Raw genomic sequence first — 23293 nt, forward strand, 5'->3', positions numbered from 1 at the left:
CCCATGACGACCGATCCCACCGCGCCTCCCGACGGGGCGCGGACCTTCGCCCACGTCCTGACGAACACGCTGGTCGCCAACGTGACGACGAGCTTCCTGTGGTTCGCGCTGACGTTCTGGGTCTACCTCGAGACGCGCTCGGTGCTCGCCACCGGCGTCGTCGGCGGCGCCTACATGTTGATGCTCGCCCTGTTCGCGATGCTCTTCGGCACGCTCGTCGACCGCCACCGCAAGCGCGACGTCCTGGTGGGCTCGAGCCTGGTCACGATGGCGGCCTTCCTCGCGGCGGGCGTGCTCTACGCCTGGGTCGGTCCCGAGGCGATCGTCGACATGACCGGTCCCTGGTTCTGGCTGTTCTCCGGCATCGTGCTCTTCGGCTCGGTCGTGGAGAGCATGCGCAACATCGCGCTCTCCACCCTGGTGACCCTGCTGATCCCCGCCGACCGGCGCGATCGCGCGAACGGCCTGGTCGGCACGGTGCAGGGGATCGCCTTCATCGTCACGAGCGTCTTCAGCGGTCTGGCGATCGGCCAGCTCGGCATGGGCTGGACGCTGGTGATCGCGAACGTCCTCACGGTGGCCACGGTCGTGCACCTGGCCTTCGTGCGGATCGCCGAGGCGCACCCGTCGACCTCCGGCGAGCCGACGCCGAAGGTCGACGTCCGGGGCGCGCTCGCGGCGATCGCGCTGGTCCCGGGCCTGTTCGCGCTGATCGTCCTCACGACGTTCAACAACCTCGTCTCGGGCGTCTTCATGGCGCTCATGGACCCGTACGGTCTGACCCTGTTCTCGGTGGAGGAGTGGGGCCTGGTCTTCGGCTTCGCCTCGACGGGCTTCATCGCGGGCGGGCTCGTGATCGCGCGCTGGGGACTCGGCTCGAACCCGTTGCGCACGATGCTGTGGGTGCTGGTCGCGATGGGCGTGCTCAACGCCACGTTCACGCTGCGCGAGTGGCCCTGGCTGTGCATCGCCGGCATCTGGCTGTTCCTGCTGATCGTGCCGGCGGTCGAGGCGGCCGAGCAGACCGTGATCCAGCGCGTGGTGCCCTTCACGAGTCAGGGCCGGGTGTTCGGCTTCGCGCAGGCCTTCGAGTCGGCTGCGGCTCCCGTCACGGCCTTCCTGGTCGCGCCGCTCGCCGAGTTCTGGATCATCCCGCTGCTGGAGTCCGAGGAGGGCGCCCGCCAGTGGGAGTGGCTCGTCGGCACGGGTGACGCGCGCGGGATCGCTCTGATCTTCTTCTTCGCGGGGCTGACCATGGTGGCGCTCGCGCTCGCCGCGTTCGGCACGCGCTCGTACCGGCTGCTCTCCGAGCGCTACCGGGAGGAGGCGGCGGCCGACGCGGCCGACGCCCGTCCACAGGCCTGACGGACCCCGCCGGGCTCGTCCACAGGCCCCGCGAGGGGCCTTCTCCGAGGCGTGCCGGACCGGAAGGCTCGGCGCATGACCTACGCACGGAACCAGGCGCTCGGCGCCTACGGCGAGCGCGTCGCCGCCGACCACCTGCGCCGCCTGGGCATGGTGATCCTCGCCCGGAACTGGACATGCCAGCACGGCGAGATCGACATCGTGGCGCGCGACGGCGACACACTCGTGGTGTGCGAGGTCAAGACGCGCACCACGGCCAGTCACGGCACGCCGCTCGAGTCGGTCTCCGACCGCAAGATCACGATGCTGCGGCGGTCCCTCTCGCGCTGGCTCGACGTGCACGAGGTCAGCCCCGACGGCGTCCGCATCGACGTGGTCACGGTGTGGGTCCCGCGCAGCGGCGGACCACGCGTCGAGCGGATCGCTGGGGTGGCGTGATGGCGGCCGTCCACTCGATCGCCCTCGACGGACTCGCCGGCCGTCCCGTCGAGGTGGAGGTCGACATCGCGTCCGGCCTGTCGGCCACGGTCGTCGTGGGCCTGGCCGACGTCACCGTGAGCGAGGCGCGCAACCGCGTGCGCTCCGCCGTGGTGAACTCCGGCACCTCATGGCCCGACACCAGGGTGACGATCAACCTCGCTCCGTCCAGCCTGCCCAAGAGTGGACCGCACTACGACCTCGCGATGGGGCTCGGGGTGTTCGCCGCGAAGGCCGTCGTCCCGCCCGAGACGCTCGCCGGAACGGTCTTCCTCGGCGAGCTCGCACTCGACGGGCGGCTGCGGCCCGTCCGTGGTGTCCTTCCGGCCACGCTCGCGGCCGCCGACGCCGGTTTCGAGAAGGTGGTCGTCCCGGAGTCGAACGTCAACGAGGCACGACTCGTCCCCTCGATCACGGTCGTCGGCGTGCGCTCCCTGCGACAGGTCGTGGCGATGCTGCGCGGTGACGAGGAGCCCGAGGACCCGCCCGTCCCACCCCTGAGCGAGGCCGGCGACGGCTGGAGCGGCGTCGCGCCGACCGGCGAGCTCGACCTCACCGACGTCGTCGGGCAGGACGACGCCTGCCTGGCCACGGTGATCGCCGCCAGCGGTGGTCATCACCTGCTGCTCACCGGGCCGCCCGGGGTCGGCAAGACGATGCTCGCGCAGCGGCTCCCGGCGCTGCTGCCCGACCTCGACCCGAACGACTCCCTCGAGGTCAGCGCGCTCCACTCGCTCGCAGGCGTCCTGCCGTCGGACCTGCCCATGCTGGTGCGACCGCCATTCCTCGAGCCGCACCACACGGCGAGCGCGGCGGCCGTGGTCGGTGGCGGCAGCCGGGTCGTCCGGCCGGGCGCCATGTCGCTGGCCCACCACGGGGTCCTCTTCCTGGACGAGGCGCCCGAGTTCGCCAGCAACGTCCTCGAGGCGCTGCGGCAGCCGCTCGAGAGCGGTCAGGTGGTGGTGTCGCGTGCGGCGCAGACGGCGGTCTTCCCGGCACGATTCCAGCTCGTGCTCGCCACCAACCCGTGCCCGTGCGGCCATGCCGGCTCGGTCATGCAGCGGTGCGAGTGCCCGGCCGCGACGCGACGCCGGTACGCCGACCGCCTGTCCGGGCCGATCCGGGACCGCATCGACATCCACCGCACGCTCGTCGAGCCCACGCGGCGCGACCTCGTCTCGGGCCTGGTGACCCGCCCCACGACCGCCGAGCTCGCCGGCCGGGTCGCCGAGGCCCGCCTCCGGCAGCGGACGCGACTCGCCGGCACGCCATGGCGCGTCAACGCGGCGGTCCCCGGCGTCGAGCTGCGCAAGGCCTGGCCCGCCGCGACCGACGCGACACGTCTGCTCGAGCAGCAGGTGCGGGGGCACAAGGTGACGCCCCGGTCGGCCGATCGGGTCCTGCGGCTCGCCTGGAGCATCGCCGACCTGTGCGAGCACTCTCAGCCGACGATCGAGGACGTCCAAGCGGCGCTCGACCTGCGGCGCGGGAGTGCCATCGGCGGCGAGCTCCTCGGACTGCTGGAGGCGGCATGACGAGGAGCCAGTCCCGCACCCGACTGATGCTGTCGCTCGTGGCGGAATCGGGTGACCCGCGGCTCGTCGCCTGGCGGGAGCGCTGCGACCCGGTCGAGCTGTGGCATGCGGTCGTCCGTGGCGCCCCGGAGATCCCCGATCGCTGGCACGCCGGCGCTGCGGACGCCGCCAGTCGCGTGGACGGGGTGCTGCGGCGCGCCGACGAGGTCGGCGCCCGCTGGGTGGTCCCGGGCTCGCCCGCGTGGCCGGTCGCGCTCGACGACCTCGACCAGGTCGAAGGCATCGGGCAGGTCACCGGTGCGCCACTGGGGCTGTGGGTGCGCGGCGGGGGAGACCTGACCTCGATCGCCGCGGCTCCGGTGGCGGTGGTGGGGGCTCGCGGCTCCACCACCTACGGCGCGGAGGTCGCCAGCGACATCGCGGCCGACTGCGCCGACCAGGGGCACGCCGTCGTGAGCGGAGCCGCGTTCGGCATCGACGCCTGCGCCCACCGCGGGGCGCTGCTCGGCGGCGGGCCGACGGTGGCCGTGATGGCGTGCGGCGTGGACGTCGAGTACCCGCGCACGCACGCGGCCCTCCTGCGCCGCATCGCCGAGGAGGGGCTCGTCATCAGCGAGTTCCCACCCGGCGCCGAGCCGCAGCGCCACCGCTTCCTCGTGCGGAACCGGATCATCGCGGCGCTCAGCGTGGGCGTGGTGGTCGTCGAGGCCGCACGACGCAGCGGCTCGCTCAACACCCTGCACTGGGCCGACCTCCTCGGCCGGACGACGATGGTCGTCCCCGGACCGATCACGTCGCAGGCCTCGTGCGGCACCCATCTCGCGGTGCGCGACGGCAAGGCGCTGCTCGTGACGTCGGGGCACGACGTCCTCGCGGACACCTTCGGGATCGTCGACGCCGATCTGCCCGCGATCGGTCCGGGAGCGCGCAGGGTGTGGCTCCGGCTCGGTGCCGAGCCCCAGCCCGTCGAGCAGCTGGCTCGGGCGCTGCGCCTCGGCACCGTCCCGGTCCTGCGGGCCCTGCGCGAGCTCGAGCACCACGACGTGGTGGCACGGGACGAGCGCGGATGGCGACGCGAGACGAGGGTGACGAACCGTGAGGGAGGGGTAGGTTGAACGGCGTGAACGACTCCCACGCGATGGATCCCGCCCGAGCCGACGAGGTCTTCGCCCACTGGGAGGAGAAGTACGGGTCGAGCGAGGGCGTCTGGTCCGGTCACGTCAACGCGGCCCTGGCCCACGTGGTCGCCGACCTGCCCGCGGGCACGGCGCTCGACCTCGGCGCGGGGGAGGGCGGCGACGCCCTCTGGCTCGCCGAGCGGGGCTGGGAGGTCACCGGCATCGACATCTCGCCCACCGCGCTCTCGCGAGCCGAGAGCGCGGCCGAACGGGCCGGCCTGAGCGAGCGGGTCACCTGGGTGGCTGCCGACCTCGAAACCTGGTCCTGCACCCGAGAGTTCGACCTCGTCACGGCCTCGTTCCTGCAGTCGGCCGTGGCGCTCGACCGCGGCCGGATCCTGCGGACCGGGGCCGACCGGGTCGCGGTCGGCGGCCACCTGCTCGTGGTCGCGCACGCCGAGGCGCCGCCGTGGGCTCACGACGGCGACCATGACCACCACGCGCGGATGCACTTCCCGACGCCCGAGGACGACCTGAAGGTGCTCGACCTGCCGGCCGACGAGTGGACCACGGTCGTCGCCGACGTCCGGGAGCGCACGGCGTTCGCCCCCAGCGGCGAGGAGGTCGTGCTGCGCGACGGCGTGCTGCTGCTCCGACGCAGCGCCTGACGCGCTCGACCTCAGGTGTGCAGGGGCGGGTCGTGGGGTCGCCCGTGCCCGAGCTGCTCGAGGGCATGGTCGACGATCTCGGACAGCACCTCGAGCCCTTCGCGCACCGCCCCGGTCGATCCGGCGAGGTTCACCAGGAGGGTGTGCCCGCTGATCCCGGCCGTGCCGCGCGACAGCGCCGCGTGCGGGGTCGTGCTCAGCCCGCGGGCGCGGATCGCCTCGGCGATGCCCGGCGCGGGCCGGTCGACGAGCGCGGCGGTCACCTCGGGCGTGTGGTCGTCGTCGGTGAACCCGGTGCCGCCCGTGGTGAGCACGAGGGCGCAGCCCTGGTCCACGAGGCGGCGCAGGACGTCACCGACCTCGGGACCGTCGGGGACGACGTGCGGACCCGAGACCTCGAAGCCGTGGGCCCGGCCCCACTCGGCGATCCGGGGGCCGGTGAGGTCCTCGCGCCGGCCGTCGGCGGCACGCGTGGACGAGACGACCACGCCGAGCAGGCGGGGCCGGGTGTCACTCATCGCGGGTCCAGTCGTGGGTGCCGCCAGTCTTGGCCTCGACGCGCACCTGGTCGATCACGGCGGTGTGGTCGACGGCCTTCACCATGTCGAACAGCGTCAGCGCCGCCACGCTGACGGCCGTGAGCGCCTCCATCTCGACGCCGGTGGGTGCCGTCGTGGCGACGGTCGCCTCGACCCGCACGCCCGACTCGAGGGCGCGGAAGTCGAGCGTGATCGCCGCCAGGGGGAGCGGGTGGCACATCGGCACGAGGTGCGGGGTCTGCTTCGCGGCCAGGATGCCGGCGATCCGCGCGGTGGCGAGGGCCTCGCCCTTCGGCAGGTCACCGCTCATGATCCGCTCGACGACGTCGGGCCGGGTGCGCAGCACGCCCGAGGCCGTGGCCTCGCGCCGCGTCGTGGCCTTGCCCGACACGTCGACCATGTGCGCGCTGCCGTCCTCGCGGTAGTGCGACAGCTCGTCCCCGGACCCGCTCGTGCTCATGCGATCCTCCACCACTCCACGGTATCGCCGGCGTCGAGCTCGGTGGTGTGCTCGGGGACCAGCACCAGCACGTCGGCCCGCGCGTAGGAGACCGCGAGGTGCGACCCCGCCTCGCCGACGAGGCTCACGCGACCGTCGTCGCCGAGCCGTCCCCGGCGTACCTGCAGTCGGCCGGGCGGCGACGTCAGCGGCTCGGCGAGGGCGGACGTGCCCGACGGGCGCCAGGCGACCCGGCCCGCCGCCTGGGCCAGCGCCGGGCGCAGGAACAGCTCGAACGACACCAGGACGCTGACCGGGTTCCCCGGCAGGCAGATGATCGGCACGTCGCGGTCGCCACTGCGGACCGTGCCGAGGCCCTGTGGTCCGCCGGGCTGGATGGCGACGTGGCCGAACCACGAGCCGGGCGTGCCCTCCACCACCTGCCGCACGACCTCGCGCGTTCCGGCGCTGACGCCACCGGTCGTGACGATGACGTCGTGCTCCACCGCGAGGCGGTCGAGCAGCTCACGCAGCAGCGCGGGGTCGTCGGGGACGACGTGCGTCGTGACCGGGAGGCCGAGGCTCACGGCGTGGGCGGCCAGGACGGAGGAGTTCGAGTCGGGGACGGCGCCCGTGACGAGCTCGGCCCCGGTGGCGACCACGGCGAGGCGCAGCAGCGGCGCGACCTCGACCTCCGCGACACCTGACACGACGAGCGCCCCGATCGCGGCGGGCGTCAGTGGCGCGCCGGCGTCGAGCACGGTCGCGCCGGCCTCGACGTCCGACCCGGCTCGCCGCAGGAAGGTGCCGGGCTCGACCGCCTCGCCGAACTCGACCAGGCCACCGCCCTCGACCGGACCGAAGTCGCCGGGGCGGGTGCGCTCGACGGGCACGACCGCGTCGGCGCCGGGCGGGAGGGGAGCGCCCGTCATGATCGGCGCCGCGGTGCCGGGATCGAGGCGGGGCGGAACGGCGTCGCCGGCCACGACGTGGGCGACCGTGGGCAGGGTGACCGGGGTGACGCCGGCACGGGCGAGGTCCTCGGCGTGGACGGCGAATCCGTCCATCTGGCTGTTGTCGAAGCCCGGCACGTCGAGCCGTGATCGCACCGGGGTGGCGAGCCGCCCGGCGAGGGCGGCAGAGACCGCGACCGTCTCGGGCGGGTCCGTGGCTCGACGCTGAGCGGCCGCGCGGACGAGGGTCGCCACCTCCCGGACGTGCTCGTCGACGGATCTGCCCATGGTTCCTCCGGTCCGATGACGCATCTGAGCCGCTATCGTGGCAGTCATGTCTCAGGTGCGCGTCTCTGATGCCGCTGACTTCTTGGGAGTCAGCACCGACACCGTACGACGTCTGATCGCCGCGGGCCGTCTGGCCGCGGCGAAGGACGACGCCGGCCGGACCGTCGTGGACGGCCGTGGGCTGGCCGAGTACGTCAGGAGCGAGGGCCGATCGGTCGCCGATCCGACGTCGGTCTCCCGCTCCGCCCGCAACCGCTTCGTCGGCATCGTGACGGAGGTGGTGAGCGACCGGGTGATGTCCCAGGTCGAGCTGCAGTGCGGCCCGCACCGGGTCGTCTCGCTCATCAGCACGGAGTCCGTCCGCGAGCTCGGTCTCGAGCCGGGAGTCGTGGCAGTGGCCGTCGTGAAGGCGACGAACGTCGCCCTCGAGACGCCGGGTGAGGGTCGATGAGGCGGCTCGGGGCCGTGCTGGTCGCGATCGCGGCGACGGGGTCCGCGTGCACGTCGAGCACGGACGCCGTTCAGGAGCGCACGCTCACCGTGTTCGCGGCCGCCTCCCTCGACCAGACCTTCACCGAGATCGCCGACCGGTTCGAGGGCGAGCACGACGGCGTCGAGGTCCGGCTGTCCTTCGGCGGCTCGTCCGACCTCGCCGCGCAGATCCTCGAGGGTGCGCCGTCCGACGTCTTCGCGGCGGCCGACGAGCGCACGATGGCACGGGTCACGGGGGCCTCCGAGGACGCGCTGGCGCCCGAGATCGTCGCGACCAACACGCTCCAGATCGCCGCGAGCCCCGACGGGAGCGTCGCGTCCGCGGACGATCTCACCGATCCAGGCACCAAGGTCGTCGTCTGCGCGCCCCAGGTGCCGTGTGGCGCGGCCACCCGGGTGCTGCTCGCGAAGAACGGCCTGAGGATCTCGGCCGTCAGCGAGGAGCAGTCGGTCACCGACGTGCTGGGCAAGGTCACCAGCGGCGAGGCGGATGCCGGGATCGTCTACCGCACGGACGTGGTCGCCGCGGGCTCCTCCGTGCGTGGCGTCGACGTGCCCGGAGCCGACGAGGTCGTCAACCGCTACCCGGCCGCGGCGCTCGATCCGGGCGACGACCTGGCGGCCGAGTTCGTCGCCTTCGCCTCCGGCCCGGAGGGTCGGCGCATCCTGTCCGAGGCGGGCTTCGGGGCACCGTGACGACCCGCACCGACGTCCCGCGCTGGACCGCGATCCCGGCCGCGATCGCCGTGGCGCTGCTCGGGCTGCCGCTCGTCGGCCTCGTGCTGCGGGTCGAGTGGGCCGACTTCCTGTCCCTCGTGACGACGGAGTCCTCGCGCGCGGCGCTGGCGCTCAGCCTGCGGACCGCGGCCGCCAGCACGGTGCTGTGCGTGCTGCTCGGGGTGCCGCTCGCGCTGCTGCTCGCGCGCAGCTCGGGACGCTGGGCGGCCGCTGTGCGCGCCGTGGTCCTGGTGCCGCTCGTCCTCCCGCCGGTCGTCGGGGGCATCGCCCTGCTGGCGACCTTCGGGCGGCGCGGGTGGCTCGGGGAGCACCTCGAGGCGCTCGGGATCGAGATCGCCTTCAGCACGCTGGCGGTCGTGCTGGCCCAGACGTTCGTGTCGCTGCCCTTCCTCGTGATCACGCTCGAGGGCGCGCTCCGGGCGGCGGATCCCGGATTCGCCGACGTGGCCGCGACGCTCGGTGCCTCGCCCGGACGGGTGCTGCGCCGGGTGACCCTGCCGCTCGTGGCGCCCGGTCTCGTCGCCGGCGCCGTGCTCTCGTTCGCGCGCGCCCTCGGCGAGTTCGGCGCCACGGTCACCTTCGCCGGCAGCCTGCAGGGCGTCACGCGCGCCCTGCCGACCGAGATCTACCTGCAGCGCGAGGTCGATCCCGACGCCGCGACCGCGCTCGCGTTCCTGCTCGTCGCCGTCGCGGTGGTCGTGATCGCCGTCGTTCACCGGCCCGGGCGGTCGCCGTGGTGAGCCTCGGCGTGCGCTTGCGAGATCCGGTGCGCGACGTCGACCTGGAGGTCGAGGTGGCGGCGGGGGAGACGCTCGCGGTCATGGGGCCGAACGGCGCGGGCAAGTCCACCCTGCTCGCCACCATCGCGGGCCTGCTGAGGCCGGCGGAGGCGGAGGTCGTCGTGGGCGACCGCGTGCTCGCGGGGGACGGCACGTGGGTGCGTCCGCACCTGCGCTCCGTGGCGCTGCTCGGTCAGCAGCCACGGCTGTTCCCCCACCTGACGGTCCGGCAGAACGTCGCCTTCGGGCTGCGCGGCGACCCCGAGGACGTCGAGCACTGGCTCGGGCTGGTCGGCGCGCGGGAGTTGGGCGACCGGCGCTCTCGCGAGCTGTCCGGGGGACAGGCCCAGCGCGTCGCCATCGCCCGCGCCCTGGCCGTGCGCCCGGACGTGGTGCTGCTGGACGAGCCCCTCGCGGCTCTCGACGTGGAGGCGGTCCCCGAGATCCGTCGTCTGCTGCGCCACGTCCTGGAAGGGAGCACGGCCGTGCTGGTGACCCACGATCCGCTGGACGCGCTGGCGCTCGCGGATCGAGCAGTCATCGTGGAGCGCGGCCGTGTGATGCACGAGGGGCCGGTCCGCGACGTGCTGGCCCATCCGCGCAGCGCGTTCGGCGCGGCCCTCGCCGGGGTGAACCTCGTGGACGGAGTCGCCCTCGCGGCCGACCGGATGAGGACGGCGGACGGCCGCGAGCTCACCGGCACGCCCACGGGTGGCCTTCTCGCCGGCGCGGGCGCCACGGCCACCTTCTCTCCGTCGGCGGTGGCCGTACACCGCGAGCATCCGAGCGGCAGCCCGCGGAACGTGCTGACCGGCACGGTCCTCGGCGTCGAGGTCCGGGGCACGACGTGCCGCGTCGAGATCTCGGGATGGCTCGCCGATGTCACCACCGCGGCCGTGGCCGAGCTCGAGCTCGAGCCGGGCCGCGAGGTCTGGCTGAGCATCAAGGCCACCGAGGTCCACCTCCACCCCGCCTGACCGCGCCTCCCGACGATCGCGCGACGCCGGTGCGAGAGTGGGGGAGTGAGTGACTTCTCCGAGGCCTGGGCGCGCACGCTGGCCGACTACGAGCGTCACCTCGTGCAGGAGCGCGACCTGTCCGACCACACCGTGCGGGCCTACCTGACCGACCTCGCGAGCCTCGCCGAGCACGCGACGCTGATGCGGGTGGACGACCCGTCAGGCATGACGATCCGGACCCTGCGCAGCTGGCTCGCGAACCTGCAGACGCGTGGCAAGGCGCGCACGACGATGGCCCGACGCTCGACCGCGGCGCGGGTGTTCACCGCGTGGATGGAGCGCACCGGCCGTGCCGCGACGGACGCCGGGGCCCTGCTCGCGGCGCCCAAGGCGCACCGGTCGCTGCCGCCCGCGCTCAGCCAGGCCGACATGCGCGGCGTGGTGGACGCGATCGTCGAGTCGATCGACGACGACAGCCCGGTGGGCCTGCGGGACCTCGCGGTGATCGAGCTGCTGTGGGCGACGGGCATCCGCGTGGGCGAGCTGGTCGGCGCGGACGTCGACGACCTGGACACGTCACGACGCGTCCTGCGCGTCATGGGCAAGGGCTCGAAGGAGCGGATGGTGCCGTACGGCGTTCCCGCGCAGGACGCCGTCGCCGCGTGGCTGGAACGAGGACGGCCCGCGCTCGCGGTGCCCGGCAGCGGACCCGCCCTCTTCCTCGGGGCTCGCGGCGGCCGCGTCGACGCGCGCGTGGTGCGCCGCATCGTGCACGACCGCGTGGCCGCCGTTCCCGACGCGCCGGACGTCGGTCCACACGGGCTGCGGCACACGGCCGCCACGCACCTCCTCGAGGGTGGGGCGGACCTGCGCTCCGTGCAGGAGTTGCTCGGGCACGCGTCCCTCGGGACGACGCAGATCTACACGCACGTCAGCGCCGACCGACTGCGCGCCGCGTACGCCCAGGCGCACCCGCGAGCCTGACTCACCGCGCGGCGAGCGGGTCGACGGGCCGCCCGTCGACGAGTCTCATGAAGTGCAGGTGGCAGCCCGTCGAGTACCCGGTCGAGCCGACGCGCCCCACGACGGTGCCGGCGCCGACGCGCTGGCCCGGGCGCACCGTGACCGACCCGAGGTGGGAGTAGGAGGTCGCGACGCCCCCGGCGTGCTCGACCTGCACCTGCAGGCCGTACCCGCCGCGGAACCCGGCGTGGCCGACCTCGCCCGCCGCCACCGCGGGGACGGGGGTCCCGCACGGCGCCCCGACGTCCACCCCGTCGTGCAGTTTCCGCACGCCCGTGACGGGGTGCACCCGCATCCCGAACGCGGACGTCACGGGACCGTCGATCGGCAGGTCGCCGGTGCCGACGTCCGGCGGCTCGGGGACCTCGCCGTCGGGGTCGATGAGACGGTAGGCGCCGGCGGTGGCGAGGAGGTCGGCCGGGTCGAGGTACTCGTCGCCGCGCAGCCGCCCCAGGTTCAGGCACGTGCGACGGCACGACGGGTGGTCGCCGAGGAGCCGCCCGATGGGCTGGCCCGCGGTGACCGCGTCGCCGACGCGCACGGACGGCGCGACGGGCTGGTAGGTGGAGCGCTCCCCGCCGTGCTCGATCGTGATCGTCCAGATCCCGGCGACGCGTCCCGCGAACGCCACCCGACCCACGGCGACGGCCCGGACCGTCTGACCGACGCGTCCGGGGATGTCGACACCGCGGTGCCCGGCCCCGTACTCGGACGACGGTGGGTCGAAGGGCCGCTCGATCGTGTGGTCGCCCAGCGGCCACGTCCACGGGGCGGCCACGGCGGGCGACGCGAGCACGAGGGTGAGCAGGAGCGGGGCGAGGAGGAGGGCACGGCGCATGCCCCGAGCCAACCGATCCGGGAGCCTGGGCGGAACCGCCGGCGTGGACCCTGTGGACCGCGCAACCCGGGCCGCACGACCCTGTGGAGATCGCCGCTTCGGCCCACCGTGGCACCGATTTCCTCGGGAGAGGGGCCGTGGACTAGACTTGGTTCGATCCGTCCACCGGACGGAAATTCGCGTGTCCTCTCCCGTGACGTGAGCAACCGAACGGGGCGCGATCCAGGTCCCATCCGTCGATGGGTGGCCCGCGTCGGACACCAGGGCGTCGCCGACCGGCGATGCGACAACTTGGTTTGAAAGGAAGTACGGCCATGGCCGTCGTCACCATGCGTCAGCTGCTCGAGAGCGGCGTCCACTTCGGGCACCAGACCCGTCGCTGGAACCCCAAGATGAAGCGATTCATCATGACCGAGCGCAACGGCATCTACATCATCGACCTCCAGCAGTCGCTGTCGTACATCGACTCGGCGTACGAGTTCGTCAAGAGCACCGTCGCCCGCGGCGGCACGATCCTGTTCGTCGGCACGAAGCGCCAGGCGCAGGAGCCCGTCGAGGAGCAGGCCAAGCGCGTCGGCATGCCCTACGTCAACCAGCGTTGGCTCGGCGGCATGCTCACCAACTACTCCACGATGTCCGCGCGCCTCCAGCGCATGAAGGAGCTCGAGGAGATCGACTTCGACGACGTGGCGGGCTCGAACCGCACGAAGAAGGAACTCCTTCAGATGCGTCGCGAGTACACCAAGCTCAACCGCACCCTCGGCGGCATCCGCGACATGGGCCGCGTGCCCAACGCCGTGTGGATCGTCGACACCAAGAAGGAGCACCTCGCGGTCGACGAGGCCAAGAAGCTCAACATCCCGATCGTCGCGATCCTGGACACCAACTGCGACCCGGACGACGTCGACTACCCGATCCCGGGCAACGACGACGCCATCCGCTCGGTGGGCCTGCTGACCCGCGTCATCGCCGACGCGGTCGCCGACGGCCTCATGTCGCGCGGTGGCGCCAAGACGGGCGAGGAGGCCCCGGGCCAGGAGCTCGGTGCCGAGGAGCCCATGGCCGACTGGGAGAAGGAGCTGCTCGCCTCGAAGGCCGAGCAGCCCGCCGAGGCCGCTGCCGCTGAGGCGCCCGCCGCCGAGGCCCCCGCCGCCGACGCGCCGGCCGCCGAGACCGCCGAGGCGCCCGCCGCCGACGCGGCCGAGGCTCCCGCCGAGTCCTGAGTCACTCCGACCATCTGCCGGCCCGACGCGATCCGTCGGGCGGGCACCACCAGAACCGAGGTTGAACATGGCAATCACTGCTGCCGATGTGAAGAAGCTCCGCGACGCCACGGGCGCGGGCATGATGGACGCCAAGAAGGCCCTCACCGAGGCTGACGGCGACTTCGACAAGGCCGTCGAGGTCCTGCGGATCTCGGGCGCGGCCAAGGCCGCCAAGCGCGGCGCCGAGCGCGAGGCCTCCTCGGGCCTCGTCGCCAACGCCGGCTCGGCCCTGGTCGAGCTCAACTCCGAGACCGACTTCGTCGCGAAGAACGACCAGTTCATCGCGCTGGCCGAGCGCCTGGCCACCGCGGCCGACGCCGCCAAGCCGGCGAACGCCGAGGAGTTCGCGCAGGTCACCCTCGACGACGGCAAGACCGTCGCCGAGACGATCAGCGCCCTCGCCGCCGTCATCGGCGAGAAGCTCGAGCTCGGTCGCGTCAGCGCCCTCTCGGGTCAGGTCGCCACCTACATGCACCGTCGCGCCAGCGACCTGCCGCCGGCCGTCGGCGTGCTCGTCGAGTACGAGGGCGACAACGTCGACGCCGCCCGCGGTGTCGCGATGCAGATCGCGGCCATGCGCCCGCGCTGGCTGACCCGTGAGGACGTCCCCGCCGACCTCGTCGCCAAGGAGCGCGAGATCGCCGAGGCCACGGCCAAGGAGGAGGGCAAGCCCGAGCAGGCCCTGCCCAAGATCGTCGAGGGTCGCGTCAACGGCTTCTTCAAGGAGAACGTCCTCCTGGAGCAGTCCAGCGTCACCGACAACAAGAAGACCGTGAAGGCCGTCGCCGACGAGGCCGGCATCACCGTCAAGGGCTTCAGCCACATCGAGGTCGGCGCCTGAGTCGCACCACGATCGTCGAGGGCCCCGCGGAGCGATCCGCGGGGCCCTCGTGCGTCTGCGGCGCGCGTCACAGCCCTCGCGCGATGCCCATGTCGGCTGCGCTCCGGGGCCGGTCATCGGATAATCTCGTACCCATGGCTCGCCGCGTACTCCTCAAGCTCTCCGGTGAGGTCTTTGGAGGAGGTGCGATCGGCATCGACCCCGACGTCGTCAACGACGCGGCCGCCCAGGTCGCCGCCGCCGTCCGTGACGGCGTGCAGGTCGCGATCGTCGTCGGTGGCGGCAACTTCTTCCGCGGGGCCGAGCTCAGCCAGCGGGGCATGGAACGTGCCCGCGCCGACTACATCGGCATGCTCGGCACCGTCATGAACGCGCTCGCGCTGCAGGACTTCATCGAGAAGCAGGGCGTCGAGACGCGCGTGCAGTCCGCCATCGCGATGGCCCAGGTGGCCGAGCCCTACATCCCGCGCCGCGCCATCCGCCACATGGAGAAGGGCCGGGTCGTGATCTTCGGCGCCGGCGCCGGCATGCCGTACTTCTCCACCGACACGGTCTCGGCCCAGCGCGCGCTGGAGATCAAGGCCGACGTCGTGCTGATGAGCAAGAACGGCGTCGACGGGGTCTACGACTCCGACCCGCGCCGCAACCCCGAGGCCCAGCGCTTCGACAGCCTGACCTTCAACGAAGCCCTCCAGCGCAATCTCCAGGTCGTCGACGCGGCCGCGTTCGCGCTGTGCATGGAGAACGAACTGCCCATGATGGTGTTCAACATGAACGACGAGGGCGCGGTCACCCGCGCCCTGCGTGGTGAGATGATCGGAACACTCGTCCACGCCTGAGGCATGGACACCCCCGACGATGCAACGGAGCATGACGTGATCGACGAGACACTGCGCGATGCCGAGACCCGGATGAAGAAGGCGGTCGAGCACACTCGCGACGAGTTCGAGGCCATCCGGACCGGACGCGCCCACCCGGCGATGTTCGCCCAGATCACCGCCGACTACTACGGCACGCCCACGCCGCTGCAGCAGCTGGCGGGCTTCCAGGTGCCCGAGGCGCGCACCGTCATCATCGCCCCCTACGACCTCGGCGCGAAGTCGGCCATCGAGAAGGCCATCCGCGACTCCGACCTCGGCGTCAATCCGTCCGACGACGGCAAGGTGCTGCGCGTGACGCTGCCCGAGCTCACCGAGGAGCGCCGCAAGGAGTACATCAAGCTCGCGCGCTCCAAGGCCGAGGACGGCCGCATCGCCGTGCGCGGCGTGCGTCGCAGCGCCAAGCAGGCGCTCGACAAGGCCGAGAAGGACTCCGAGATCAGCAAGGACGACAACACCGGGGCCGAGAAGCGTCTCGACGGTCTGACGAAGAAGCACGTCGACGAGATCGACGACGCGCTGAAGGCCAAAGAGGCAGAGCTCCTTGACGTCTGAGGGCCCGACTCCCGACTCGGCCGCCGCCAAGAAGACCGGGAGGGCCGGCCGCGACCTGCGCGCGGCCATCACGGTCGGCGTCAGCCTGGTCGCCCTGGTCCTGCTGTCCCTGTTCTGGGTCAAGGATCTGTTCGGCGTCGTCGCCGCTGTCGCGCTCGTCGTGGCGGCGCTCGAGATCGCCCGTGCGCTCGGCACGGCCGGCATCCGGGTGCCGCTGCCGCCGGTGCTCGTGGGCGGCGTCGCCATGCTCGTGGTGGCGTTCTACGACGACATGGACACCGCCGCGGCGGTCATGGCGCTCACCGTGATCGCGACGATGGCCTGGCGGCTGCGCTCGGGCAGCGACGGCTTCGTCCGCGACGCGACGGCGGGCGTCTTCCTGCTGTCCTACCTGTTCCTCATGGGCACGTTCGTCATGCGCATGCTCGCCGCCGACGACGGCCCGTGGCGCGTCGTGGCGTTCATCCTGGTGACGATCGCCTCCGACATCGGCGGCTACGCCGCGGGCGTCCTGTTCGGCAAGCACCCGATGGCGCCGACGATCTCGCCGAAGAAGTCCTGGGAGGGCTTCGCCGGCTCGCTGCTCGCGGGCATCGCGTGCGGCATCCTCGTGGTCGTCTACGCGCTCGAGGGCCCGTGGTGGGCCGGCCTGCTGCTCGGCGTCGCCGGAGTCTGCTTCGCCACTCTCGGCGACCTGTGCGAGTCGCTCATCAAGCGGGACCTCGGCATCAAGGACATGGGCGACCTGCTGCCCGGCCACGGTGGACTGATGGACCGGCTCGACTCGCTCATCGCCGTCGCGCCCGTCGCGTACCTGGTGATGTACCTGCTGGTCTGACCCATGACCGTCCTGCGTGACTACGCCGCCTCGGTGATCCAGCCGGCGCTGGGTCAGACGGCCGCCCTCTACGACGAGGTGGCCAGCCCCGACGGCACGCTGCGCACGTCGTGGAAGCGGCTCGCCGCCGAGGCCGTCGACCTGACCCTGCCCGAGCTCAACCGGGTGGGCGACGAGATCGCGCGGCTGCTCGCCGACGAGGGCGTGGTCTACACGCCCCCGGGCGCCGACCAGCAGGCGTGGCGACTCGACCCCGTGCCGCTCGTCATCGCGCCCGAGGAGTGGTCGGTCCTGGAGAAGGGCCTGGCACAGCGCGCCGAGCTGCTGAACGCGATCTCGCGCGACCTCTACGGCCCGCAGGAGCTGCTCGCGAGCGGCACGCTGCCCGCGAGCATCGTGTTCGGTCACAGCGGCTTCCTGCGCGTGGTGGCGCGGGCCAGCGCCGACCACCGCCGCCAGCTCGTCGTCACGGGCACCGACCTCGGGCGCACGCCGTCGGGGGAGTGGCAGGTCATCGCCGACCGCACGCAGGCGCCGTCCGGGATCGGCTTCGCGATGGAGAACCGCCGTGTCCTGTCGCGCGTGCTGCCCGTCGCCTACCGCGAGGCCGGCCTGCACCGGCTCGCCCCCTTCTTCCAGGCGCTGCGCGTGGCGCTGACGCAGGTGGCGCCCGACGGGCGAGAGCACCCGCGGGTCGTGGTGCTCTCGCCCGGTCCCACGTCCGAGACGGCCTACGACCAGGCGTTCCTCGCCACCACGCTCGGCTTCCCGCTCGTGGAGGGCAGCGACCTCGTCGCGCGCGACGGCGCGATCTGGATGCGCGTACTCGGCCGGCTGGAGCAGGTCGACGTGATCCTGCGTCGTGTGGACGCCGAGTGGAGCGACCCGCTCGAGCTGCGCGGCGAGTCGCAGCTGGGTGTCACGGGCCTCACGGAGGCGGTTCGGCGCGGAACCGTGACGGTCGTCAACGGGCTCGGCTCCGGTGTGCTGGAGAACGCGGCCCTGCTGCCGTTCATGTCCGCGATGTGCGAGCGCCTGCTGGACGAGCCGCTGCGGCTCTCCAACGTGCCCACGGTCTGGGCCGGCACCCCCGAGGGACGCGACCAGGTGCTCGACCGGCTCGAGGAGCTCGTGGTCCGCCGGATCGATCCGCCCTTCGTGCCCGAGGCGCTGACGCGCGAGCAGCTCGTCACCGCGATCCTCGCCGAGCCGTACCGCTACGTGGGCCAGGAGCGCGCGGCCGTGTCGGTCTCGCCCACGCTCGACCGCGGCCGCCTGCAGCCGCACGCGCTCACCCTGCGCGCGTTCACGCTGCGGCACGGCTCCAGCTACCGCCCGATGATCGGCGGCCTCGCCACGGCGGCACCCGTGGGCACCGAGTCCGACGAGGTCGGCGTCAGCAAGGACGTCTGGGTGCTCAAGGAGTCGCCGGACGAGCCCGACCAGGGACTGCTCGACTCGCTGCAGGTCGCCCATGTGCGGGCTCCCGTCACGCCGGTGCCGCGCGTCCTCGACGACCTGTTCTGGCTGGGCCGCTACGCCGAGCGCGTCGAGGACCTGCTGCGGCTCGCGATCGTCACGCACGAGCTCGCCGAGGACTTCCAGGGGCGCGCGCACTCCAGTGGCGGCCGCACCCTGTCCGTCGTCGCGCAGGTCCTGCGCTCGCTCAGCCCGTCGCCGTTCGACGCACAGGACTTCGAGGGCGACCTGCGGTCGCTGCTGCTCGACACCCGACGCCCCGGCTCCGTGGCCCAGACCGTGGCACGCCTCAAGGAGATCGCCCAGAGCGTCCGCGACCAGGTCTCGCCCGACCTCTTCCGCGTGTTCGGCGCGATGGACCGCGCCCGCGGCGCGCTGGCGGCCAACCCGCACGGCTGGCAGATCGGCGAGAGCGCGGGCCGCATGCTCACCGACGTGCTCGCCCTGCACGGCGTCACGGGCAACATGGTGCGCGACGAGGGCTGGCACCTCATGGAGATCGGGCGCGGCATCGAGCGCAGCCTCCAGCTGTGCCACCTCGTCGGCCCCACCCTGTCGGTGCGGCGCGGGATCGACGTCGATCGCGACGTGCACCTGGCGGTGCTGCAGGCGGCCGAGAGCGCGATCACGCACCGACGGCGTCACCGCGGGGTGGTCCGTGGCGCCTCGGTGCTCGACCTGCTGCTCCTCGACGAGACGAATCCCCGGTCGCTCGCCTTCAACCTGCGCGCCATCGACGCCTCGCTCGCGACCCTGCCGGGCTCCAGCGGGGCGAGCCGTCCTGAGCGGCTCGTGGACGACCTGCTCGAGGAGCTCGAGCGTCTCGACGTCGCGGCGCTCATGTCGATCGAGGGCGAGAGCCGGCCGAACTTCGTGCGGTTCGCGCAGGCCACCGCGCAGCAGCTGATGCGTCTGTCCGACGCGGTTGCCGAGGTGCACTTCGCGGCCGCGCCCACGCCGCGGGCGTTGGCGCTGTCGGCGGGAGGTGGCGCATGAGGTACCGGGTCTGGCACCGCACCACCTACACGTACGACGAGGACGTCTCGAACAGCTACGGCATCGCCCACGTCGTGCCGCGCTCCACGTCGTGGCAGCGAGTGGACGACGTCGACGTGCGGATCGAGCCGACCCCGGGCGACGCGTCGCGAGACACCGACTTCTACGGCAACGCGGTGACGTACTTCCAGGTCACCGAGCCGCACCGCACGCTCGTCGTCGACGCCACGAGCGAGGTCGAGGTGCAGGTGCCCACGTACGACGCCAACGCCCTCGCGACGCCGTGGGAGCTGGCGCGTCCGGGGGAGCGGCCCGACGTGCCCGACGCGTGGCGCGCGGTGGACTTCGCGCTCCCGTCGACCCTCGTCGACCAGACCGAGCAGGCCCGCGCGTACGCGGCCGAGTCGCTCACGGCCGGACGCCCGGTGGGCGAGGCCGTCACCGAGCTGATGCACCGCATCCATGCCGACTTCCGCTACGACAAGACCGCCACCACCGTCACCAGCAGGATCGACGACGTCTTCGAGCAGCGCGCCGGCGTCTGCCAGGACTTCGCCCACCTCACGCTCTCGTGCCTGCGCTCGCACGGGCTCGCCGTCGCCTACGTGAGCGGCTACCTGGCCACCACGCCGCCGCCGGGGCGCGAGCGGGTCGTCGGCGCCGACGCCTCGCACGCCTGGGCCGCCGTCTGGCTGCCCGACGGCAGCTGGCTCGCGCTGGATCCCACCAACGACCACTGGGCCGACGACCGCTACGTCACGGTGGCGCGGGGTCGCGACTACAAGGACGTGCCGCCGGTGAAGGGCATCATCTACACCGACGCGCGCTCGTCCTCGCTCGACGTCCAGGTGGACGTGGCACCGCTCGTGTGACCCACGCCCTGTGGGCTCGAAGTGGCGCGCCCGCGGCTGTCGGGGTTGGGTGGTTCCGTGCGTGCGTTCGAGTGTCGTCGGTGCGGCAACCCCCTGTACTTCGAGAACACCGCGTGCGTCTCGTGCGGTGCCGAGCTCGGGTTCTCCCGCGAGGAGCGGGCGATCGTCCCCGTCGACGAGCAGGGCCGCTACGTCGATGCCGAAGGACTCGTGTGGTGGCGCTGCTCCAACCGCGAGCTGGCCGCGTGCACGTGGCTGACACGCTTCGAGGGCACGCTGTGCTTCAACTGTGTGCTCACGCGGACCCGCCCGAACGACCATGACCCCGAGGGCATGCGGGCGTTCCCCGGGGCCGAGTCGGCCAAGCGACGGCTCATCGTCGAGCTCGACGCGCTGGAGCTTCCGATCGTCACGCGCGCGGAGGATCCCGAGAACGGGCTCGCCTTCGACCTGCTGTCCAGCGCGAACGAGCCGGTGACCACGGGACACCAGAACGGCATCGTCACGATCGACCTCGCCGAGGGCGACAGCGTGCACCGCGAGCGGCTGCGCCGTGACCTCGACGAGCCCTACCGCACGCTGCTGGGGCACTTCCGGCACGAGACCGGCCACTACTACGAGTCCCAGCTGGTTCAGGGCGACCTCATCGAGGCCGCGCGCGACCTCTTCGGCGACGAGCGCGCGGACTACCAGGAGGCCCTCGACCGGCACTACGCCGACGGCCCGCCGGCCGGCTGGACCGATCGCTACATCAGCGCCTACGCCACGATGCACCCGTTCGAGGACTTCGCCGAGACGTTCGCGCACGTGCTGCACATCGCCGACACGATCGACACGGCGCAGTCGTTCGGGCTGACGTCGGTGGACGTGGGCGCGTTCCGCTCGTTCCGCGACCTCGTCACGGGCGTCTGGATCCCGCTCTCGGTGGCCCTCAACCAGATCAACCGCTCGATGGGCAAGGACCCGCTCTACCCGTTCGTCATCGCCGGACCCGTGCTGGACAAGCTCGAGTTCGTCGCCGCGCTGTCGCCGCGCTTCCGCGCGCTCTGAGCCGTCCTCGCGCGGATTCGTTCCCGGTGGGCGCCGTCTGGGACACTGGGGACATGGCGAACGAGGTGAACGTTGCGGACGTGAATCCCAAGCCGTTGCCTCTCGTGATGGCACCGGCGCGTGGACGGGGCAAGCCCCCGCGGCACCTCGCCGACCTCTCGGGCGACGAGCGCAAGGCCGCCGCCGAGGAGCTCGGCCTCAAGCCGTTCCGGGTCAAGCAGGTGGCGCACCACTACTTCGCCCGCCACGAGCGCGATCCCGAGCACATGACCGACCTCCCGGCGAAGGAGCGCGACGCGATCGTCGGCGCCCTGCTGCCGCAGCTGCTGTCGCAGGTCCGCGTGCTCGAGGCCGACAAGGGCACCACTCGCAAGACGCTGTGGCGCCTGTTCGACAACGCGCTCGTCGAGTCGGTGCTGATGCGCTACCCCGACCGCGCCACCATCTGCGTCTCCAGCCAGGCCGGCTGTGGCATGGCGTGCCCGTTCTGCGCAACCGGCCAGGGCGGCCTGCAGCGGAACATGAGCACCGCGGAGATCATCGACCAGGTCGTCGACGCCGCGCACCAGATGGAGTCGGGCGCCGTCCCCGGCGGCCCCGGCCGCCTCTCGAACGTCGTGTTCATGGGCATGGGCGAGCCGATGGCCAACTACAAGGCCGTCATCGGTGCCGTCCGTCGCATGGTGGCGCCCGCGCCCGACGGCCTCGGCATGAGCGCCCGCAACATCACGGTCTCCACCGTCGGCCTCGTCCCGCGCATGCGCCAGCTCGCCGAGGAGGGCATCCCGGTCACCCTCGCGCTCAGCCTGCACGCGCCCGACGACGAGCTGCGCAACGAGCTGGTGCCGATCAACAACCGCTCCAGCGTCGCCGAGACGGTCGAGGCCGCGTGGAACTACGCGAGGACCACCAAGCGTCGCGTCTCGATCGAGTACGCGATGATGCGCGACATCAACGACCAGGCATGGCGCGCCGACCTGCTGGGCGATGTGCTCAACTCGTACGGCGACTGGGGCTGGGTGCACGTCAACCTCATCCCGCTCAACCCGACGCCCGGCTCGATGTGGACCGCCTCGCGCCGCGAGGACGAGCGCGAGTTCGTCCGCCGCCTCGAGGCCAAGGGCATCCCCACCACGGTCCGGGACACCCGCGGCTCCGACATCGACGGCGCCTGCGGCCAGCTCGCCGCCGCCGAGTAGGCACGTTCGCCGCGCGATGATCGGCGGTGACGACTGGCCGAAGGACCCGCGTCTTCATCCCTTCCGTGAGGCTGTCTGGGAGCTGTCCCGCGATGGCGTCATCGTCGGACACCTGATCTCGGACATCTGGCCGATGAGATCGCTTCCCCTCTTCTGGAAGCGCCAGGAGCACATGTGGTTCGCCCTCGTCTGGGCTGATGGGAAGGTCGACCGACCGAACGAGGACTACGGACCCGACTGGTGCACGGTGAGTGAGCTCGAGCAGGGCTTCCTCGACGAGGGTGGTGATCGGTTCGAGGCCCGCCCGCTTGAGGGTCAGGACCGTGACGCGTTATGGGATCGGCACAAGGACCTCATCTAGCAAGGTAGGTGCTTCGCGCTCGCGGGGATGGCCGCACCGTTCCAGCGTGCACGTGCGTTCCAGACATGGGTGGCGCAGCCGAGTGACCGAACGCCTTGGCGCCGTCGGGACCACACGGCATACTGGTGGTGTCTGGCGCGCTCTGCGTCAGGAAGTGAACCCGAGACCCGTCCGGACGGACGCGGCGCTCGGGCTTCGCGTTTCTCAGACGTCGCGCTTCTCGCTGATCACCGGCTGCACGCGCCGTCGCCAGTCGCCGCCGCGGGCCCAGCACCACGCGATGACGTCCGGAAGAGCCAGCAGCGGTTGCGACGCCAGCGTCTGGTGGCTGTAGGTGATCCCGGTGGCACGCCGCTCTTGAAGGGTCGAGGCGAGGACGCGGGCATCACGCGAGCGCAACGTCTCGTCCAGGTCGAGGGTCAGGTTCGCGGGGTGCCGCCGGCCGTCGCCAGTGCGACGATGCCGCGCAGCGCTCGCTCGCGCCGTGCGATCTCGGGCTCCGGCCCGCGACCCGCGTCCAGCACCACCGCGCTGACGCCGCTCTGGGTCAGTCCGCAGACTGCGCCAGCGATGTGGGTCCGACGCCTTGGACTCTCGTTCTTCCTGTGAATGGTTCGCTGACCGGGCAGTACCAGGGCATCGACGGTTCTGCGCGCCGCTGCGAGAGCAGAGGCAGGACATGCGACCGCGACGACGACATAGCCCTTGGCCTTGGTCTCGTCGATGAAGTACTGCGTGGTCACGGCAC

Annotated in this window: 26 protein-coding genes; 20 read left to right on the forward strand and 6 right to left on the reverse strand. The window is 72.4% G+C overall.

Annotated features, from left to right (window positions below):
* Positions 1-3 precede the first annotated feature (3 nt).
* The 5 genes from O3S82_RS06365 (at position 4) to O3S82_RS06385 (ending at position 5163) form a co-directional block, all read left to right on the forward strand.
* Positions 4-1365: an MFS transporter gene (locus tag O3S82_RS06365; RefSeq protein WP_179425191.1), complete on the forward strand. Its 1362-nt coding sequence runs from the start codon at positions 4-6 to the stop codon at positions 1363-1365.
* 75 nt (positions 1366-1440) lie between these two features.
* Positions 1441-1803 carry a YraN family protein gene (locus O3S82_RS06370; protein WP_179425189.1) on the forward strand — a complete coding sequence of 121 codons (363 nt, stop codon included), beginning with the start codon at positions 1441-1443 and terminating at the stop codon, positions 1801-1803.
* The gene (locus O3S82_RS06375; protein ID WP_269306411.1) at positions 1803-3377 is read left to right on the forward strand and encodes a YifB family Mg chelatase-like AAA ATPase; all 1575 of its coding nucleotides are present in this window, start codon (positions 1803-1805) and stop codon (positions 3375-3377) included. Before O3S82_RS06370 ends, O3S82_RS06375 begins: the two co-directional genes overlap by 1 nt.
* The gene (dprA, locus tag O3S82_RS06380; RefSeq protein ID WP_269306413.1) at positions 3374-4492 is read left to right on the forward strand and encodes a DNA-processing protein DprA; all 1119 of its coding nucleotides are present in this window, start codon (positions 3374-3376) and stop codon (positions 4490-4492) included. The genes O3S82_RS06375 and dprA overlap by 4 nt, the downstream gene beginning before the upstream one ends.
* 5 nt (positions 4493-4497) lie before the next feature.
* Complete coding sequence (locus O3S82_RS06385; protein ID WP_269306415.1) at positions 4498-5163, forward strand: SAM-dependent methyltransferase; 666 nt, start codon at positions 4498-4500, stop codon at positions 5161-5163.
* A gap of 11 nt (positions 5164-5174) precedes the next feature.
* On the opposite strand, the gene O3S82_RS06390 is transcribed toward O3S82_RS06385, so the two are convergent.
* The 3 genes from O3S82_RS06390 to O3S82_RS06400 are packed head-to-tail and all read right to left on the reverse strand — an operon-like array spanning position 5175 to position 7382.
* Complete coding sequence (locus tag O3S82_RS06390; RefSeq protein WP_269306417.1) at positions 5175-5681, reverse strand: MogA/MoaB family molybdenum cofactor biosynthesis protein; 507 nt, start codon at positions 5679-5681, stop codon at positions 5175-5177.
* Positions 5674-6162, reverse strand: coding sequence for a cyclic pyranopterin monophosphate synthase MoaC (gene moaC, locus O3S82_RS06395; protein WP_269306419.1), 489 nt, complete (start codon positions 6160-6162; stop codon positions 5674-5676). Before moaC ends, O3S82_RS06390 begins: the two co-directional genes overlap by 8 nt.
* On the reverse strand, positions 6159-7382 hold the full coding sequence (locus O3S82_RS06400; RefSeq protein ID WP_269306421.1) for a molybdopterin molybdotransferase MoeA: 1224 nt from the start codon (positions 7380-7382) through the stop codon (positions 6159-6161). Before O3S82_RS06400 ends, moaC begins: the two co-directional genes overlap by 4 nt.
* 46 nt (positions 7383-7428) lie before the next feature.
* Here O3S82_RS06400 and O3S82_RS06405 point away from each other — a divergent pair, with 46 nt between their 5' ends.
* From O3S82_RS06405 to O3S82_RS06425, 5 genes are read left to right on the forward strand one after another with little or no spacing between them, the layout of a single operon-like run.
* Positions 7429-7833: a TOBE domain-containing protein gene (locus O3S82_RS06405; protein ID WP_179425171.1), complete on the forward strand. Its 405-nt coding sequence runs from the start codon at positions 7429-7431 to the stop codon at positions 7831-7833.
* The gene (gene modA, locus O3S82_RS06410) at positions 7830-8570 is read left to right on the forward strand and encodes a molybdate ABC transporter substrate-binding protein (protein ID WP_269306424.1); all 741 of its coding nucleotides are present in this window, start codon (positions 7830-7832) and stop codon (positions 8568-8570) included. The genes O3S82_RS06405 and modA overlap by 4 nt, the downstream gene beginning before the upstream one ends.
* Entirely contained in the window at positions 8567-9352 is a 786-nt protein-coding gene (locus tag O3S82_RS06415) for an ABC transporter permease (RefSeq protein ID WP_269306426.1), read from the forward strand. The genes modA and O3S82_RS06415 overlap by 4 nt, the downstream gene beginning before the upstream one ends.
* An 8-nt stretch (positions 9353-9360) precedes the next feature.
* Positions 9361-10368 carry a sulfate/molybdate ABC transporter ATP-binding protein gene (locus O3S82_RS06420; RefSeq protein ID WP_269306428.1) on the forward strand — a complete coding sequence of 336 codons (1008 nt, stop codon included), beginning with the start codon at positions 9361-9363 and terminating at the stop codon, positions 10366-10368.
* Between the two features lie 45 nt (positions 10369-10413).
* A complete protein-coding gene (locus O3S82_RS06425; protein ID WP_269306429.1) occupies positions 10414-11334 on the forward strand; it encodes a tyrosine recombinase XerC in 921 nt (306 codons plus the stop codon).
* 1 nt (position 11335) lies between these two features.
* On the opposite strand, the gene O3S82_RS06430 is transcribed toward O3S82_RS06425, so the two are convergent.
* Positions 11336-12211: a peptidoglycan DD-metalloendopeptidase family protein gene (locus O3S82_RS06430; protein WP_269306431.1), complete on the reverse strand. Its 876-nt coding sequence runs from the start codon at positions 12209-12211 to the stop codon at positions 11336-11338.
* Positions 12212-12525: 314 nt separating this feature from the next.
* Between O3S82_RS06430 and rpsB the strand changes: the two genes are divergently transcribed.
* From rpsB to O3S82_RS06480, 10 genes are all read left to right on the forward strand, one after another.
* Positions 12526-13434 carry a 30S ribosomal protein S2 gene (gene rpsB / locus O3S82_RS06435; protein ID WP_179425153.1) on the forward strand — a complete coding sequence of 303 codons (909 nt, stop codon included), beginning with the start codon at positions 12526-12528 and terminating at the stop codon, positions 13432-13434.
* A 67-nt stretch (positions 13435-13501) separates the two neighbouring features.
* Entirely contained in the window at positions 13502-14317 is an 816-nt protein-coding gene (gene tsf / locus O3S82_RS06440) for a translation elongation factor Ts (protein ID WP_179425151.1), read from the forward strand.
* A gap of 134 nt (positions 14318-14451) precedes the next feature.
* Positions 14452-15156 (forward strand): UMP kinase, encoded by a 705-nt coding sequence (pyrH, locus tag O3S82_RS06445; protein ID WP_269306435.1) that lies wholly within the window; start codon positions 14452-14454, stop codon positions 15154-15156.
* Between the two features lie 3 nt (positions 15157-15159).
* The gene (gene frr, locus O3S82_RS06450; RefSeq protein WP_395487264.1) at positions 15160-15750 is read left to right on the forward strand and encodes a ribosome recycling factor; all 591 of its coding nucleotides are present in this window, start codon (positions 15160-15162) and stop codon (positions 15748-15750) included.
* Positions 15740-16588 (forward strand): phosphatidate cytidylyltransferase, encoded by an 849-nt coding sequence (locus tag O3S82_RS06455; RefSeq protein WP_179425147.1) that lies wholly within the window; start codon positions 15740-15742, stop codon positions 16586-16588. Before frr ends, O3S82_RS06455 begins: the two co-directional genes overlap by 11 nt.
* A gap of 3 nt (positions 16589-16591) precedes the next feature.
* Positions 16592-19063 carry a circularly permuted type 2 ATP-grasp protein gene (locus O3S82_RS06460; RefSeq protein WP_269306439.1) on the forward strand — a complete coding sequence of 824 codons (2472 nt, stop codon included), beginning with the start codon at positions 16592-16594 and terminating at the stop codon, positions 19061-19063.
* Complete coding sequence (locus O3S82_RS06465) at positions 19060-19935, forward strand: transglutaminase family protein (RefSeq protein ID WP_269306441.1); 876 nt, start codon at positions 19060-19062, stop codon at positions 19933-19935. Before O3S82_RS06460 ends, O3S82_RS06465 begins: the two co-directional genes overlap by 4 nt.
* A gap of 57 nt (positions 19936-19992) precedes the next feature.
* The gene (locus O3S82_RS06470) at positions 19993-20985 is read left to right on the forward strand and encodes a zinc-binding metallopeptidase family protein (RefSeq protein WP_269306443.1); all 993 of its coding nucleotides are present in this window, start codon (positions 19993-19995) and stop codon (positions 20983-20985) included.
* A 107-nt stretch (positions 20986-21092) separates the two neighbouring features.
* Complete coding sequence (rlmN, locus tag O3S82_RS06475; protein ID WP_269306445.1) at positions 21093-22184, forward strand: 23S rRNA (adenine(2503)-C(2))-methyltransferase RlmN; 1092 nt, start codon at positions 21093-21095, stop codon at positions 22182-22184.
* A 16-nt stretch (positions 22185-22200) separates the two neighbouring features.
* Positions 22201-22545: a hypothetical protein gene (locus O3S82_RS06480; protein WP_269306447.1), complete on the forward strand. Its 345-nt coding sequence runs from the start codon at positions 22201-22203 to the stop codon at positions 22543-22545.
* Between the two features lie 204 nt (positions 22546-22749).
* Here O3S82_RS06480 and O3S82_RS06485 read toward each other — a convergent pair whose 3' ends face one another.
* Together O3S82_RS06485 and O3S82_RS06490 are read right to left on the reverse strand one after the other, a co-directional pair.
* Positions 22750-22944, reverse strand: coding sequence for a hypothetical protein (locus tag O3S82_RS06485; protein WP_269306449.1), 195 nt, complete (start codon positions 22942-22944; stop codon positions 22750-22752).
* A 20-nt stretch (positions 22945-22964) separates the two neighbouring features.
* Complete coding sequence (locus O3S82_RS06490) at positions 22965-23288, reverse strand: hypothetical protein (protein ID WP_269306451.1); 324 nt, start codon at positions 23286-23288, stop codon at positions 22965-22967.
* Positions 23289-23293 lie beyond the last annotated feature (5 nt).

The sequence above is a fragment of the Aeromicrobium sp. HA genome, assembly GCF_027171405.1.
Lineage (GTDB): Bacteria > Actinomycetota > Actinomycetes > Propionibacteriales > Nocardioidaceae > Aeromicrobium > Aeromicrobium tamlense.